Origin of the sequence: Pseudomonas sp. AM14(2022), from assembly GCF_036346455.1 — a bacterium.
Lineage (GTDB): Bacteria > Pseudomonadota > Gammaproteobacteria > Pseudomonadales > Pseudomonadaceae > Aquipseudomonas > Aquipseudomonas putida_A.
Genome location: NZ_JAOTNY010000018.1, coordinates 40,248 through 53,614, shown reverse-complemented (window position 1 = coordinate 53,614; position 13,367 = coordinate 40,248). Strand labels below are relative to the sequence as shown.

Annotated in this window: 14 protein-coding genes; 2 read left to right on the top strand and 12 right to left on the bottom strand. The window is 59.9% G+C overall.

The annotated features are described in order from the left end of the window. Positions 1-32 precede the first annotated feature (32 nt). From V3W27_RS25370 to puuE, 7 genes are all read right to left on the bottom strand, one after another. Complete coding sequence (locus V3W27_RS25370) at positions 33-818, bottom strand: outer membrane protein OmpK (protein WP_096797020.1); 786 nt, start codon at positions 816-818, stop codon at positions 33-35. 158 nt (positions 819-976) lie between these two features. Then, on the bottom strand, positions 977-2,335 hold the full coding sequence (locus V3W27_RS25365; protein WP_330207814.1) for a nucleobase:cation symporter-2 family protein: 1,359 nt from the start codon (positions 2,333-2,335) through the stop codon (positions 977-979). A gap of 193 nt (positions 2,336-2,528) precedes the next feature. Next, a complete protein-coding gene (locus V3W27_RS25360; protein ID WP_330207813.1) occupies positions 2,529-3,860 on the bottom strand; it encodes a urate hydroxylase PuuD in 1,332 nt (443 codons plus the stop codon). 51 nt (positions 3,861-3,911) lie between these two features. After that, entirely contained in the window at positions 3,912-4,415 is a 504-nt protein-coding gene (locus V3W27_RS25355; protein WP_027613342.1) for an ureidoglycolate lyase, read from the bottom strand. A 126-nt stretch (positions 4,416-4,541) separates the two neighbouring features. Further along, positions 4,542-5,537 carry an allantoicase gene (gene alc / locus V3W27_RS25350; protein WP_330207812.1) on the bottom strand — a complete coding sequence of 332 codons (996 nt, stop codon included), beginning with the start codon at positions 5,535-5,537 and terminating at the stop codon, positions 4,542-4,544. 88 nt (positions 5,538-5,625) lie between these two features. Beyond that, positions 5,626-6,141 carry a 2-oxo-4-hydroxy-4-carboxy-5-ureidoimidazoline decarboxylase gene (gene uraD / locus V3W27_RS25345; protein ID WP_098967921.1) on the bottom strand — a complete coding sequence of 172 codons (516 nt, stop codon included), beginning with the start codon at positions 6,139-6,141 and terminating at the stop codon, positions 5,626-5,628. Further along, complete coding sequence (gene puuE / locus V3W27_RS25340; protein ID WP_096797017.1) at positions 6,138-7,064, bottom strand: allantoinase PuuE; 927 nt, start codon at positions 7,062-7,064, stop codon at positions 6,138-6,140. The genes uraD and puuE overlap by 4 nt, the downstream gene beginning before the upstream one ends. A gap of 421 nt (positions 7,065-7,485) precedes the next feature. Here puuE and uraH point away from each other — a divergent pair, with 421 nt between their 5' ends. Beyond that, positions 7,486-7,839, top strand: coding sequence for a hydroxyisourate hydrolase (gene uraH / locus V3W27_RS25335; protein ID WP_003223171.1), 354 nt, complete (start codon positions 7,486-7,488; stop codon positions 7,837-7,839). A gap of 192 nt (positions 7,840-8,031) precedes the next feature. Here the strand turns inward: uraH and V3W27_RS25330 are convergent, their stop codons facing one another. The 3 genes from V3W27_RS25330 to V3W27_RS25320 form a co-directional block, all read right to left on the bottom strand. Further along, positions 8,032-8,658, bottom strand: a complete 627-nt coding sequence (locus V3W27_RS25330) for a LysE family translocator (RefSeq protein ID WP_003223174.1) — start codon at positions 8,656-8,658, stop codon at positions 8,032-8,034. Positions 8,659-8,748: 90 nt separating this feature from the next. Beyond that, positions 8,749-10,098 carry an NCS2 family permease gene (locus V3W27_RS25325; RefSeq protein ID WP_027613339.1) on the bottom strand — a complete coding sequence of 450 codons (1,350 nt, stop codon included), beginning with the start codon at positions 10,096-10,098 and terminating at the stop codon, positions 8,749-8,751. Positions 10,099-10,416: 318 nt separating this feature from the next. Further along, a complete protein-coding gene (locus V3W27_RS25320) occupies positions 10,417-10,863 on the bottom strand; it encodes a MarR family winged helix-turn-helix transcriptional regulator (RefSeq protein ID WP_330207811.1) in 447 nt (148 codons plus the stop codon). Positions 10,864-10,945: 82 nt separating this feature from the next. On the opposite strand from V3W27_RS25320, the gene V3W27_RS25315 reads away from it, so the two are divergent. Beyond that, a complete protein-coding gene (locus tag V3W27_RS25315; RefSeq protein ID WP_330207810.1) occupies positions 10,946-12,112 on the top strand; it encodes an aminotransferase-like domain-containing protein in 1,167 nt (388 codons plus the stop codon). 165 nt (positions 12,113-12,277) lie between these two features. Here the strand turns inward: V3W27_RS25315 and V3W27_RS25310 are convergent, their stop codons facing one another. Both V3W27_RS25310 and folE read right to left on the bottom strand, forming a co-directional pair. Further along, entirely contained in the window at positions 12,278-12,649 is a 372-nt protein-coding gene (locus V3W27_RS25310; RefSeq protein ID WP_007960660.1) for a glutathione S-transferase N-terminal domain-containing protein, read from the bottom strand. Positions 12,650-12,752: 103 nt separating this feature from the next. Further along, entirely contained in the window at positions 12,753-13,298 is a 546-nt protein-coding gene (folE, locus tag V3W27_RS25305) for a GTP cyclohydrolase I FolE (protein WP_003442011.1), read from the bottom strand. Positions 13,299-13,367: the final 69 nt, after the last annotated feature.

Here is a 13,367-nt window from a genome sequence, read left to right as displayed (position 1 = left end):
ACGACAGGTATGGGGCACGGTTGCGGGCCATCTCAGAAGTGCACCTTCACCAGCAGGCTGGCGGTGTTCTGGTTGGTGTCGAGGTTGTGGCTGCTTTCGACGCCGTATTTGTTCTTCCAGTAGCTGTATTCGGTGCCGACGTACAGCTGCTTGTGGCTCCAGCCCAGGGCTTTGCCGAGGTCGTATTTGATCTGTGGATTGATGTGCAGGTTGGCGTGGTAGGTGCCGCGCGAGTTCTGATCGTTGTCGACCACCCAGTCCAGATAGCCGTCGATCAACAGGTCGGAATTGCCCAGCGGCACGCTGTACGACCAGCCCGGGGTGATCTGCCAGACGCCGTCGCCGGGGCGCGGGCCTTCGGTCTGGCGGCGGAAGATGTTCAGGGTCACGTAGTTGAAACCGGGCACTTTCAGGTCGAAGCCGGGGCCGATCAGATAGGCCTCGCTGTCGCCTTCGCCGTACTCGTAGGTCATCGCCAGCAGCACGTCCTTGATCGGGCCGAACTCGATTTTCCGGTCGAAGATCTTGCCGAACGAGAAGCGCGGGGTGAATTCGCCGTAGAAGGTGTGCGGGCCTTTGTTGCGGTCTTCCTGACCGTTGTAGAAAATCTTGTCGACGAACAGGAAGTTGTCGCCGTACTTCCACTTGTCGGCGTGCTCGAACGTCACCGTCTGCTGGATCGACGGGTTGATCGCGAAGTTCTTGCCGTACAGGTAGCTCAGGCTGTTGGTCTGCCACAGCAGTAAATCGCCGGCCATGGCCTGACTCGCGGCCAGCAGGCCGCCACTCAACAGAACGCTGGTTTGCGTGCGAATCATCGGTTGCTCCCTCTTGTTTTTATTGTTGAGGCAGGGTGTTGCACAGTCCCTGTGGGAGCGGGCTTGCTCGCGAATGGGGCGTGTCAGTCGATACAAATGTTGAATGACATACCGCTTTCGCGAGCAAGCCCGCTCCCACAGGTTTTGTAGTGATTCCGTTAATGCTGATGTGCGTGGCAGTCGTTGATCGCTGTGCGTTCAGCGCCGCCGAGGATGTTGAACAGCAGGTTCAACGTCAGCGCGCTGAGGGTGGCCATGGCAATGCCGCTGTGGGTGATCGGGCTCATCCACAGCGGCAGATGCGCAAAGAACTCCGGACGCACCACCGGGATCAGGCCCATGCCGATGCTCACCGCCACCAGCAGTTGATTACGCCGGTCGCCGATGTCGGCTTCTTGCAGGATCTTGATCCCGGTGGCAGCAACCATGCCGAACATCGCGATCGCCGCACCGCCCAACACCGCCGGCGGAATCGACGCCACCAGGAATGCCGCTTTCGGCAGCAGGCTCAGCACGATCAGCAAACCGCCGGCAACAATGGTCACCGAGCGGCAACGTACGCCGGTCATCTGCACCAGGCCGATGTTCTGCGCGAACGAGGAATGGGTGAACGTGTTGAAGAAACCGGCGACGAACGAGGCGCCGGCATCGCACAGCAGGCCGCGCCGCAGCATCCGTGGGCAGACTTCCTGGCCGGTGATTTTGCCCAGCGCGAGGAACATCCCGGTGGACTCGACGAAGATGATCACCACCACCAGGCACATCGACAGAATTGGCGCGAGTTCGAATTTCGGCATGCCGAAGTGCAGCGGAGTGACGAACTGAACCCACGGCGCGTTGGCCATGCCGCTCAGGTCGACCATGCCGATCGCACCGCAGAGCACGTAGCCCAGGCACATGCCGATCAGCACGGAAATATTCACCCAGAAGCCGCGCATGAAGCGGTGGATCAGCAGAATGGTCGCCAGTACCAGAGCGGCGATGGCCAGATAAATCGGTGAACCGAATTGCGCCGCGGCGGCACCGCCACCGGCCCAGTTCACGGCCACGGGGAACAGCGACAAACCGATCGAGGTGATGACTGTGCCGGTCACCAAAGGCGGGAAGAAACGCACGACCTTGGACATGAACGGCGCGATGAGCATGCCGAAGAACCCGGCGGCGATGGTTGCACCGAAGATCCCTTGCAGACCAATACCGGGCATGCCGGCCATGGCGACCATGCTGCCGACGGCGGCGAAACTGGCACCCATCATCACCGGCATGCGGATGCCCATCGGGCCGATGCCGAGTGACTGAACGATGGTGGCGATACCGGCGACCAGCAGGTCGGCGTTGATCAGGAAGGCGATTTCTTCACGACTCAGGCCAGCGGCCTGTCCGATGATCAACGGCACCGCGATGGCACCGCCGTACATCAGCAGAACATGTTGCAAACCGACCAGGATCAGTTGCAAAAGGGGCAAACGCTGAATGGCGGGTGCGTCGGGGATGCGCGCTTTGGACAGCTCGGACATGCAACACCTCGGATCTTTTTTATTCTTGTGATTGAACAGCTGCCGGGTGGCTCACAGCTGTTTCTTTGCATCAGGTCTGTGGCGAGGGAGCTTGCTCCCGCTGGACTGCGTAGCAGTCCCTGCTCCTCAGGCAAAGAGAGGGGCCGCTCCGCGACCCAGCGGGAGCAAGCTCCCTCGCCACAATTTGTGTTGCTTAGTTGGTCTGGGCTCCCTGCGCGATCCATGCACCGATCAGGTCACGTTCCTGCTGGGTCATCTGCGTGATGTTGCCCAGTGGCATGATCTGCGTGGTGATGGCTTGCGCCTGGATCCGCGCGGCGTTCTGGCGGATCTGCTCGGGGGTGTCGAACATCACACCGGCGGGTGCCGCGCTGAACAACGGGCTGGTCGGTTTGGCCGAATGGCAGACCGCGCAGCGCTCCTGGATCACGTTGTGCACCTTGTCGAACGCAGGACCTGCGTTGGACGCTTGCGCCGGTGCCGCAGTAGGGGCAGTAGGGGCAGCCGGAGCGGCTGGCGCTGCAGGTGCCGCCGCTTCAGCCGGTTTCGCGCCACCGCCCAGTGCCGTTTCCGGCAATGGCTGGTACTCGATTTTTGCTGGCGCCTTGGCCACGTCCGGTGCGGTCGGCATCGGCGCAGGGCCGGTGACGTACGCCAGGGTGATCATGCCCACCGCTGCCACAGGCAGGGTCCAGGCAAACTTGTGGCTGTCGTGACGGGTGTTGAAGTAGTGACGCACCAACACCGCCAACACCGCGATCCCGGCCAGAATCAACCAGTTGTACTGGCTGCCATAAGTGCTCGGGAAGTGGTTGCTGATCATGATGAACAGCACCGGCAGGGTGAAGTAGTTGTTGTGACGCGAACGCAGCAGGCCTTTGGCCGGCAGCGCCGGGTCCGGCGTACGGTTCTCGGCAATCGCGGCGACCAGTGCACGCTGGGCCGGCATGATGATGCGGAACACGTTGCCGACCATGATGGTGCCGATGATCGCGCCGACGTGCAGATACGCACCACGACCGCTGAACACCTTGCTGAAGCCATACGCCGCGCCGATGATCAGCACGAACAGGATGAAGCCGAGCAGGGCGGGTTTCTTGCCCAGAGCCGAATCGCAGAGGAAGTCGTAGATGAACCAGCCGGCGATCAGCGAACCGATGCCGATGGCCACGCCTTCAGGGCCGGTCAGGCCGCTGCCGGGTGCCACGAGGTAGAGCACGGGATTGGAGTAGAACACCACGCACAGCAGCGCGATCCCCGACATCCAGGTGAAATAGGCTTCCCATTTGAACCAGTGCAGGTTCTCCGGCATCGACGGTGGGGCCAGTTTGTATTTTTCCAGGTGATAGATACCGCCGCCGTGGATCGCCCACAGATCACCGGCCAGACCGGTTTTCGGGTTGACGCGGTTGAGGTTGTTCTCCAGCCAGACGAAGTAGAACGACGCGCCGATCCAGGCCACGCCAGTGATCATGTGAACCCAGCGCACGCTCAGGTTCAGCCATTCCAACAGATGTGCTTCCACAGTCTTTACCTCTCGCCTGTCACTCTTGTTGTCGAGTGATCAGACCTTCTCTTATTGGTGGGGGGCGAGGATCAAACGCTCATCCTCTTTGAAAAAATGCTCATCGCAGTTGTTGCCTGTGCCACTGCGATCAACCACCAGGAAGTCATCCCGCTTTTCGATCGTCAGCACCGGGTGGTGCCAGACGCCGCGATGGTAATTGATGCCCTGCCTGCCGTTGGTGACGAAGGCGCGGACCAAGCCTGATACAGGTACATCGCCAAGTGGCGCGACCACGATCAGAAAGGGGTTGCCGAGCAGCGGAATGAAAGCCTGGCTGCCCAGCGGATGGCGTTCCAGCATGCTCACGGTCAGCGGCATGTCCTGCGCGTCGGCGCGGAAGATGCTGATGATCGCGTTGTCCTCAGGCGTAGCGGTTTCGACCGTCGCCAGTTTGTGGAAGCGCATGGTCGAACCGTTGTTGATCATGAAGTGGTCGCTGCCGTCGGTTTCGATCACGTCACCGAAGGGGGCGAAGGCTTCTTTGGTCAGCGGTTCAATCGTTAGTGTGCGCATGCTGTTCTTCTTATCCAAAATTCTGTGTTGTTAGAACTATCGCCATCGCGGGCAAGCCCGCTCCCACAGTGGACTGTGGCGTTCACAAAACCTGTGGGAGCTGGCTTGCCAGCGATGGGTTCAACCTTATTTAGCGACCTTGCCCAAAACTCGCAGGCGGCTCACACCACCATCCGGGAACACATTGAGGCGGATGTGAGTGATCGGGCCCAGTGCCTTGATCTGCTCGACGAAGGTGTGTTCGGCGTGCATTTCCAGCTTCTGGCTCGGCAGCAGTTCACGCCAGAACAGCGACTGGGTTTCGATCTGGCTGTCGGTGCCGCCCTTGACGAACGCGCCCTGGATCGAGCAGGTGTCCGGGTAGTTGCCCTTGAAGTGCAGGGTGTCGACGATGATTTTTTCGATCTCGCCCGGATGGCCCAGCGCGACGATCACCCAGTCATTGCCCGGGGTACGACGACGTGCGGTTTCCCAGCCGTCGCCCATGTTGATGCCACGGCCCGGGTTGAGGATGTTGCTCATGCGACCGAAGTGTTCGTCGGAGCAGGCGAGGGCGCGGCCACCGTTAAGGGCTGCAGCCAGGTCGACTTGCTCGTTATCGCCAACCGCGGACCAGTCGCGGAACGGAATGCCGTACACGCGCAGACGGGCGACACCGCCGTCCGGGTAGATGTTGAAGCGCAAGTGGCTGAACGCTTGGTCATTGCTGATTTCGTGGTAGTGGTGGCTGTTGCCTTGCAGCTCGACGGCCGACAGCACTTCAGTCCACTGGGTGTTTTCGTCCGGCTCGCTCGAGGCCAGGAAGCACGCTTCCAGCGAGGCCGATGGCGGGAAGTTGCCGGTGAAGAATGAGGTGTCGATGTCCACGCCCTTGATCGAACCCGGTACGCCCAGACGGATCACCGCGCTGTCGTAGCCTTCAAAGCGCTTGCGACGCGATTCCCAGCCGTCCATCCACTTGCCGTTGTCGTCGAACACCCCCTCCTTCCACACGGCCGGGGTCGGCTGAAACAGACGATTGGCGTCTGCGAACCAGTCATCGGTGACCGAGATGATTTTGGTGCCCAGACGGGCATCGGCCAGGTTGACGAACTTCTCGAAAGGTACGGCGTAAGCTTTCATTCTTCTTGTCTGCCTTTAATAAGTTGGCTGGGGATGCTTGCAAGGCCCTGGGTGCTCTCCGCGTTTGATGCACTCGGGCCAGGCTTCGCTAGAGAGTCAGTAAACGGAACAGGGCGATCTTGTTGATCTCCGCCAGCGCGCATTTGAATTCGGTGTCGACCGAGTTGTGAATGCGCGTTTCGAACGCCGCGAGGATCTGATGCCGGTTGCTGCCTTTTACCGCCATGATGAAGGGAAACTTGAACTTGGCCTTGTAGGCGTCGTTCAGCTCGGTGAAGCGCTGGAACTCTTCGGCCGTGCATTGGTGAATACCGGCGCCCGCCTGTTCATTGGTGCTGGCTTCGGTCAGTTGGCCCTGGACGGCAGCTTTGCCGGCCAGGTCCGGGTGAGCGTTGATCAGTGCCAGTTGACTGGCGTGATCGGCGCTCAACAGGATGTCGCTCATGCGCTGGTGCAGGGTTTCGATCTCGTCGATCGATGCGTCCACGCCCAGGTCGTAAGCCTTCTCGGCCACCCATGGCGAATGTTCGTAGATGTCGGCGAAGGCTTTGACGAAGGCGTCGCGGCTCAGGGTCGACGGTTGCAGGGTTTGAAAGCGGCTCATTGGGCGGCCCCTTGGTACGGGTGGGTTTCGTGCCAGTGACGCGCGATGTCGACGCGACGGCTGAACCACACCTGTTCATGACTTTTGGCGTATTCGATGAAGCGCTTGAGCGACGCCAGACGCGCCGGACGGCCGATCAGCCGGCAGTGCAGACCGATCGAAAGCATCTTCGGCGCTTCGGCGCCCTCGGCGTAGAGCACGTCGAATGCGTCTTTGAGGTATTCGAAGAAATCGTCGCCCTTGTTGAAACCCTGCACCTGGGTGAAGCGCATGTCGTTGGTGTCGAGGGTGTACGGGATCACCAGGTGCGGCTTGCCGGTCGGGTTGTTCGGTTCCCAGTAGGGCAGGTCGTCGTCGTAGGTGTCGCAGTCGTAGAGGAAACCACCTTCTTCCATCACCAGGCGCCGGGTATTCGGGCCGGTGCGGCCGGTGTACCAGCCCAGTGGGCGTTCGCCGGTGAGTTCGGTGAGGATGCGGATCGCTTCGAGCATGTGCTCGCGCTCCTGCGCCTCATCCATGTACTGGTAGTCGATCCAGCGGTAGCCGTGGCTGCAGATCTCGTGACCGGCTTCGACCATCGCGCGGATCACATCCGGGTGGCGCTGGGCAGCCATGGCCACGGCGAAGATGGTCAGGGGAATGTCGAATTCCTTGAACAGTTTCAGGATCCGCCATACGCCGGCGCGGCTGCCATACTCGTAAAGCGATTCCATGCTCATGTTGCGCGCGCCTTGCAGCGGTTGAGCAGCGACCATCTCGGAGAGGAAGGCTTCGGATTCTTTGTCGCCGTGCAGGATGTTGCGCTCGCCGCCTTCTTCGTAATTGAGCACGAAGGACAGGGCGATGCGCGCGTTGCCCGGCCAGTGTGGGTGAGGAGGGTTACTGCCGTAACCGATCAGGTCGCGTGGGTAGTCAGCGCTCACTGCAGTCTTCCTTCTTATTCGTTGACAGGTTTGTGTAACGGCCTGCACAGGCTGGCGTCACAGCGATGGGCTGATTGTATACAACTTTATTCGCAATTTGTAAGCCTGAATTTTCGCATTTTTCACCGACTGTCTTCTTTTGCTGCTAATGGCATAAACCTGCAAGAAACCTGCCTGATCAGTCAGCTAATGGCTGTGAGGTTCAATAGGCAGGCGCTTGAGGGGCAGATCAGGGGTAAACGCCCGAATGGCGGGGGTGAGGTGAAAAATGTCGTTTTTATTGTGTACAATTTTTTTGAAAAGTGTCTTAATCAGTCGCTCGCCGCAACTTTTCGTGCTCCGAATCGGTGCGGTCTCCTTTTTACCTGACTTCGGGAGGCGCGAAGTCTGACTGCTCTTTGCGGCCAGGCGCGCAGAATCAATGGGACGTTTGACAACACATGTTTTGGACGCTGCACACGGTTGCCCGGGCAGCTCGATCAAGGTCGAGCTGTACCGCGTTGAAGGTTCGCACCTGGAATTGGTCGCCAGTGCGATAACCAACAGCGATGGCCGGGTCGATGCGCCGCTGCTGCAAGGCGATGACTACCGCACCGGGGTCTATCAGGTGCAGTTCCACGCCGGCGATTACTACCGCGCCCGTGGCGTGCAACTGCCGGAGCCGGCGTTCCTCGACGTTGTGGTGCTGCGTTTCGGCATCTCCGCCGAGCAGGATCATTACCACGTACCCCTGCTGATCTCGCCTTACAGCTATTCCACCTATCGGGGCAGCTGACCCCCAAGCAGCTGCCCCCACCGGGAAGCGACTGCGCATATAGCTTCTTTGGTCTTTCGCCCGCTCACACTGCGGGCTTTTTTTCGCTTGGAGGATAGTGCTGTCTGGTCTGACGCCTTCGCGAGCAAGCTCGCTCCCACAAGGGAATGCATTCCAAATGTGGGAGCGGGCTTGCTCGCGAAGCTTTTGCTGTCAGCGGCTCAACAGCGACGCAGCGCCCGCACCACTGAACAGTCCGGCACTCACCCGGTTAAACCAGCTCTGTCCCTTGCCGCTGCGCAGATAGCGCGCCGCGCCATGTGCACCCAGCCCGTAAGCCAGTTTGCAGCACAGATCCAGCACCACCCACGTGGCAATCATGATCAGCAACTGCGGCAGGAACGGCTGTTGCGCGCTAAGGAACTGCGGCAGAAACGCGGCGAAAAACAGAATGTCCTTCGGATTGCTCGCGCCCAAGACAAACGCGCGGCCGAACAGCGTGCGGAAACGTGGCACCGGAGCGGCCTGCGGCACTTCGGCGCCGACCGCTGGCTGGCGCGATTGCTGCCAGCTCTGCCAGGCGAGGTAGAACAGGTACAGCGCGCCGACGATTTTCAGGGCGCTGAACAGTTGTTCCGAGGCCAGCAGCAGGGCGCCAAGCCCCAACGCCGACGCACTTAGCAGGCAGATCGAGGCAATCACGCCGCCGAGAAACGCCGGGTAAGAGCGGCGCAAGCCGTAGTTCAGACTGTTGCTGATCATCAACAACGACAGCGGCCCCGGAATCAGGATCACCACCAATGCCGCGCCGCTGAACAGCAGCCAGGTTTCCAGACTCATCACTTTGCTCCTTTTTTTGTTGTACTCAAGAATGTGCAAAAGCCCCACCCGCGAGGGTGAGGCTGGTTTGACGCTTGAACCGCGTGACGCTTACAAGAAGATGAACTTGGCGATAAAGATCGCGCAGAGCACCCACAGGCTGACGGAAATTTCCTTGTACTTGCCGGTACCGGCCTTCAACGCCACGTAGGTGATGAAGCCCAGCGCAATGCCATCGGCGACCGAGAAGGTCAGCGGCATCATGATCGCGGTGACGATCGCCGGGATGGCGTCAGTGGCTTCATCCCATTCGATGTGCGCCATGCCGCCCATCATCAGCATCGCGACATAAATCAGCGCACCGGCGGTGGCGTAAGCCGGAATCATCCCGGCCAGCGGTGCGAAAAACATCGCCGCTATAAATAGCACACCCACGGTGACTGCGGTAAGACCAGTCCGACCACCAGCCGCTACACCCGCGGCACTTTCCACATAGCTTGTTACCGGAGGGACGCCGACCACCGCGCCGAAGACGCTGGAGGCGCTGTCGGCTTTCATCGCTCGGGAAAGGTTTTCGATACGCCCGTCAGCGTTGACCAGATTGGCGCGCTGAGCCACGCCCATCAGGGTGCCCGCGGTGTCGAACATGTGCACAAAGAGGAAAGCCAGCACCACGCTGATCATGCTGACGTTGAACACACCCGCGACGTTCATTGCCATGAAGGTCGGTGCCAGGCTTGGCGGGGTCGACATGATCCCTTCGTAGTGCACGATGCCCAGGCCCCAACCGGCGAGGGTCACGGTGATGATGCTGATGAGGATCGCGCCGAACACCTTGTGGTAGCTGAGGATCGCGATCATCAGGAAGCAGATCGCCGCCAGCAGCGGGCCGGGTTCACGCAGGGAGCCGAGTTTGATCAGGGTGGCCGGGCTGTCGACGACGATACCGGCGGTTTTCAGCCCAATCAGCCCGAGGAACAGGCCGACGCCAGCGCCCATCGCAAAGCGCAGGCTGACCGGGATGCTGTTGAGCAGCCATTCGCGAATCCGCGAGAAGGTCAGGATCATGAACAGCACACCGGAAACGAATACCGCACCGAGCGCGGTTTCCCAGTTGTAGCCCATGGTGCCGACCACGGTGTAAGTGAAGAAAGCGTTGAGGCCCATGCCCGGTGCCAGGCCCACCGGCCAGTTGGCGTACAGGCCCATCAGCAGGCAGCCGAGCGCGGCGGCGATGCAGGTGGCGACGAAGGCTGCACCGTGATCGATCCCGGCATCGGCCATGATGTTCGGGTTGACGAAGATGATGTAAGCCATGGTGATGAAGGTTGTCAGACCGGCAATCAGCTCGGTCTTCACCGTGGTGCCATGCAAGCTGAGTTTGAAGATGCGCTCCAGCACGCCTGTGCGTAAGGGCGGCGAGAGTTCCAGCGTCGATGCTTCGGATTTGCGGCTTTCCACAGCGAGTACTCCTCAAGAGTTTTATTGTTATTTCCAGGGCCGGACCCATGAGGGGTGGCAGCAGCCCTTTGAGGCATACGCGAATTTGTTGACCATGCGGTCAGGAACTCGCACGCAGTGGATTATGCTTTTGTGTACAAATAAAGCAAATATTGTTTTTGGTTTTGTTTACGAAAGGTCAGGCGATAGGGATATATCGTTTGTTCTGGCCCCTTCGGGAGCAAGCCCCCTCCCACAGGGTTCTGCTGGTTACCCATGATTAGGGTTCACTGGAGATCCACTGTGGGAGGGGGCTTGCTCCCGAAGAGGCCAGTCCAGTCAATCGAGAAGTGACTGAGTGTTCCCAAGCGCCAAATTCACCGCCAACCACCCATTCACCGCCGCCTCCCCAGCCTCGGCAAACACCCGCTCGAGCAACTTAACCTGCTCACGCCGCAACGCCTGCTCAAACTTCTCACCTTCAGCAGTCAGCTCCAGCAGACGCTTACGCTTGTCTGCCTCCGACGCCACGCTCTCCACCAGATGCATTTCCTGCAACTGGCGCAACGGCATGTTCAGCGCCTGTTTGCTGACGCCGAGCAAGCCCAGCAATTCCTTCACGCTCAAATTCGGATAACGCGCGATGAAGAACACAATCCGCTGATGCACCCGGGACAGGCCGCGGCGCTCGAGCATTTCATCAGCCTTGGCGGTGAACGCCTGATAGCCGAAGAAAAACGCTTCCATCGCCTGTTGCTGGCTGGCGGGGTTTTTAAGGTCAAGCATGTTGACGTACTCGCTCAAGCTGTCGTAGTTTCAGTCAACCAGTTTGACTCATTTTTCCCAGGCCTCGCTACCGGTGACTCCCATGGCTTTTTCCGAACGTGTTTCGCGCCTTAAAAGTTCTCTGATCCGTGAAATCCTCGCCGCCGCCCAGCGCCCGGAGGTCATGTCGTTTGCCGGTGGCCTGCCGGCGGAAGCCATGTTGCCGAAAGTCGAATGGGCGGACATGCCGCTGTCCCTCGGCCAATACGGCATGAGCGAAGGCGAGCCCGCGCTGCGTGAAGCCTTGGCGGCGCAGGCGCGAGCGTTGGGTCTGGAGTGCACGGCGAGTCAGGTGCTGGTGGTCAGCGGTTCCCAACAGACTCTGGATCTGGCAGCCAAGTTGTACATCGACAAAGGCACCGAAATCCTGCTGGAGGCGCCAACCTACTTGGCCGCGTTGCAGATCTTCCAGCTGTTCGGCGCCGATTGCCTGACCGTGCCGCAAGAGGCCGATGGCCCGAATCTGGCCCAACTGCGCAGTCGACTTGAGCAACATCGCCCGGCGTTCATCTACCTGATCCCGACGTTCCAGAATCCATCCGCCGTGCGCTACAGCGAAGCCAAGCGCGCGGCCGTCGCCGCATTGCTGGATGAATTCGGCGTGACCCTGATCGAAGACGAGCCGTACCGCGAACTGACGTTCGATGGCGGCAGCGCCAAACCGATTGCCGGGAGTTTGCAGAAAGCCAGCTGGATCTACACCGGCACCGTGTCGAAAACCCTGCTGCCGGGCCTGCGCGTCGGCTACCTGATCGCCAGCCCGGACCTGTTTCCGCATTTGCTCAAGCTAAAACAGTCGGCGGATCTGCACACCAACCGCATCGGCCAGTGGCAGGCGCTGCAATGGATCGGCAGTGAAAAATATCAGCAGCACCTGAGCGAGTTGCGCGGCTTTTACCGGCAGCGGCGGGATGCTTTCCAGTCAGCGCTGGAAACGCACTTTGCCGATCTGGCGAACTGGAACATGCCGCAGGGTGGGTTGTTTTTCTGGCTGACGCTGAAGCAACCGCTGGATACGCGAACCTTGCTCAACGAAGCGCTGGCCAATGACGTGGCGTTCATGCCGGGCGAGCCATTCTTTCCCGAACCGGAAAAAAACCTCGGGCATTTGCGTTTGAATTTCAGCCACATCGACCCGGCGCGACTGGACGAAGGGTTGAAGCGACTGGCGGCGGTGGTGAGGCAGGCGCAGATAAATAAAGCGGCGTGAAAAACAAATAAACCGGCTCGAGGGCCGGTTTACTTTTGGGGATTTGCTTTGGCTGGGAGGGCCTCTTCGCGAGCAAGCCCGCTCCCACAGTGGGCTGTGGCGTTCACAAAAACCTGTGGGAGCGGGCTTGCTCGCGAAGGCGTCAGTGAAAGCACTCAATCAATATCAGACCGCAGCAAACCGCTTATCCAGATAATCAATGATCACCTTGGACTCATACATCCAGGTCGTCTGCCCATTCTCTTCAATGCGCAGGCACGGCACTTTGATCTTGCCGCCCTGGTCAAGCAGCGTCTGGCGATCCTGTTCATTGTTCTTCGCGTCCTTCAGTGCGACCGGCACATTCAGGCGACGCAGCGTACGACGGGTTTTCACGCAGAACGGGCAGGCGTGGAACTGATACAGGGTCAGGCCTTTGGCGGCGGCGTTGACTTGCGCCTGTACCTCGGCCGGGCGCTGTTTCTTGCCCGGGCGGGTGATGAAGTCAATGAAGATGATCAGTTGGCCAAGGCCGACACGAAGCGCTTTTACGAACACGTTGAAAGCCTCACGGTGCAAAGAGAGAAGGGCGCGCAGCTTACCCGATTTTTCACGGACGAAAAAAAACCGGCGATCAACGCCGGTTTTTTTCTGCAGCCGATTACTTGATCAGGCTGAGGAACTCGCTGCGAGTCGCCGCGTTTTCGCGGAACTCACCGAGCATCACCGAAGTGATCATCGACGAATTCTGTTTCTCGACACCGCGCATCATCATGCACATGTGTTTGGCCTCGATCACCACGGCAACGCCCAGCGCACCGGTGACTTGCATCACCGCATCGGCGATCTGGCGGCTGAGGTTTTCCTGGATCTGCAGGCGGCGGGCGTACATGTCGACGATCCGCGCGACCTTCGACAGGCCCAGCACCTTGCCGCTCGGGATGTACGCAACGTGCGCCTTGCCGATGAACGGCAGCAGGTGGTGTTCGCACAACGAGTACAGCTCGATGTCCTTGACCAGCACCATTTCGCTGTTGTCGGAGCTGAACAGGGCACCGTTGGTGACCTCTTCGAGCGTCTGTTCATAACCGCGGCAGAGGTACTGCATGGCTTTGGCGGCACGCTTTGGCGTGTCGAGCAGGCCCTCGCGGGACACGTCCTCGCCCAGTTGGCCGAGAATCGCGGTGTAATTCTGTTCCAGGGACATGAAACTACCTGTGGGGATTTTCGCAAAGGGCAAGGGTACGGTGGCGGACACAACCCTGCAAGTTCGGTG

Bases quoted from the DNA above. Each gene is read 5' to 3' on its own strand.
- V3W27_RS25370 (WP_096797020.1), bottom strand. From the start codon at position 818: ATGATTCGCACGCAAACCAGCGTTCTGTTGAGTGGCGGCCTGCTGGCC.
- V3W27_RS25365 (WP_330207814.1), bottom strand. From the start codon at position 2,335: ATGTCCGAGCTGTCCAAAGCGCGCATCCCCGACGCACCCGCCATTCAG.
- V3W27_RS25355 (WP_027613342.1), bottom strand. From the start codon at position 4,415: ATGCGCACACTAACGATTGAACCGCTGACCAAAGAAGCCTTCGCCCCC.
- alc (WP_330207812.1), bottom strand. From the start codon at position 5,537: ATGAAAGCTTACGCCGTACCTTTCGAGAAGTTCGTCAACCTGGCCGAT.
- uraD (WP_098967921.1), bottom strand. From the start codon at position 6,141: ATGAGCCGCTTTCAAACCCTGCAACCGTCGACCCTGAGCCGCGACGCC.
- uraH (WP_003223171.1), top strand. From the start codon at position 7,486: ATGGGACGTTTGACAACACATGTTTTGGACGCTGCACACGGTTGCCCG.
- V3W27_RS25330 (WP_003223174.1), bottom strand. From the start codon at position 8,658: ATGAGTCTGGAAACCTGGCTGCTGTTCAGCGGCGCGGCATTGGTGGTG.
- V3W27_RS25320 (WP_330207811.1), bottom strand. From the start codon at position 10,863: ATGCTTGACCTTAAAAACCCCGCCAGCCAGCAACAGGCGATGGAAGCG.
- V3W27_RS25315 (WP_330207810.1), top strand. From the start codon at position 10,946: ATGGCTTTTTCCGAACGTGTTTCGCGCCTTAAAAGTTCTCTGATCCGT.
- folE (WP_003442011.1), bottom strand. From the start codon at position 13,298: ATGTCCCTGGAACAGAATTACACCGCGATTCTCGGCCAACTGGGCGAG.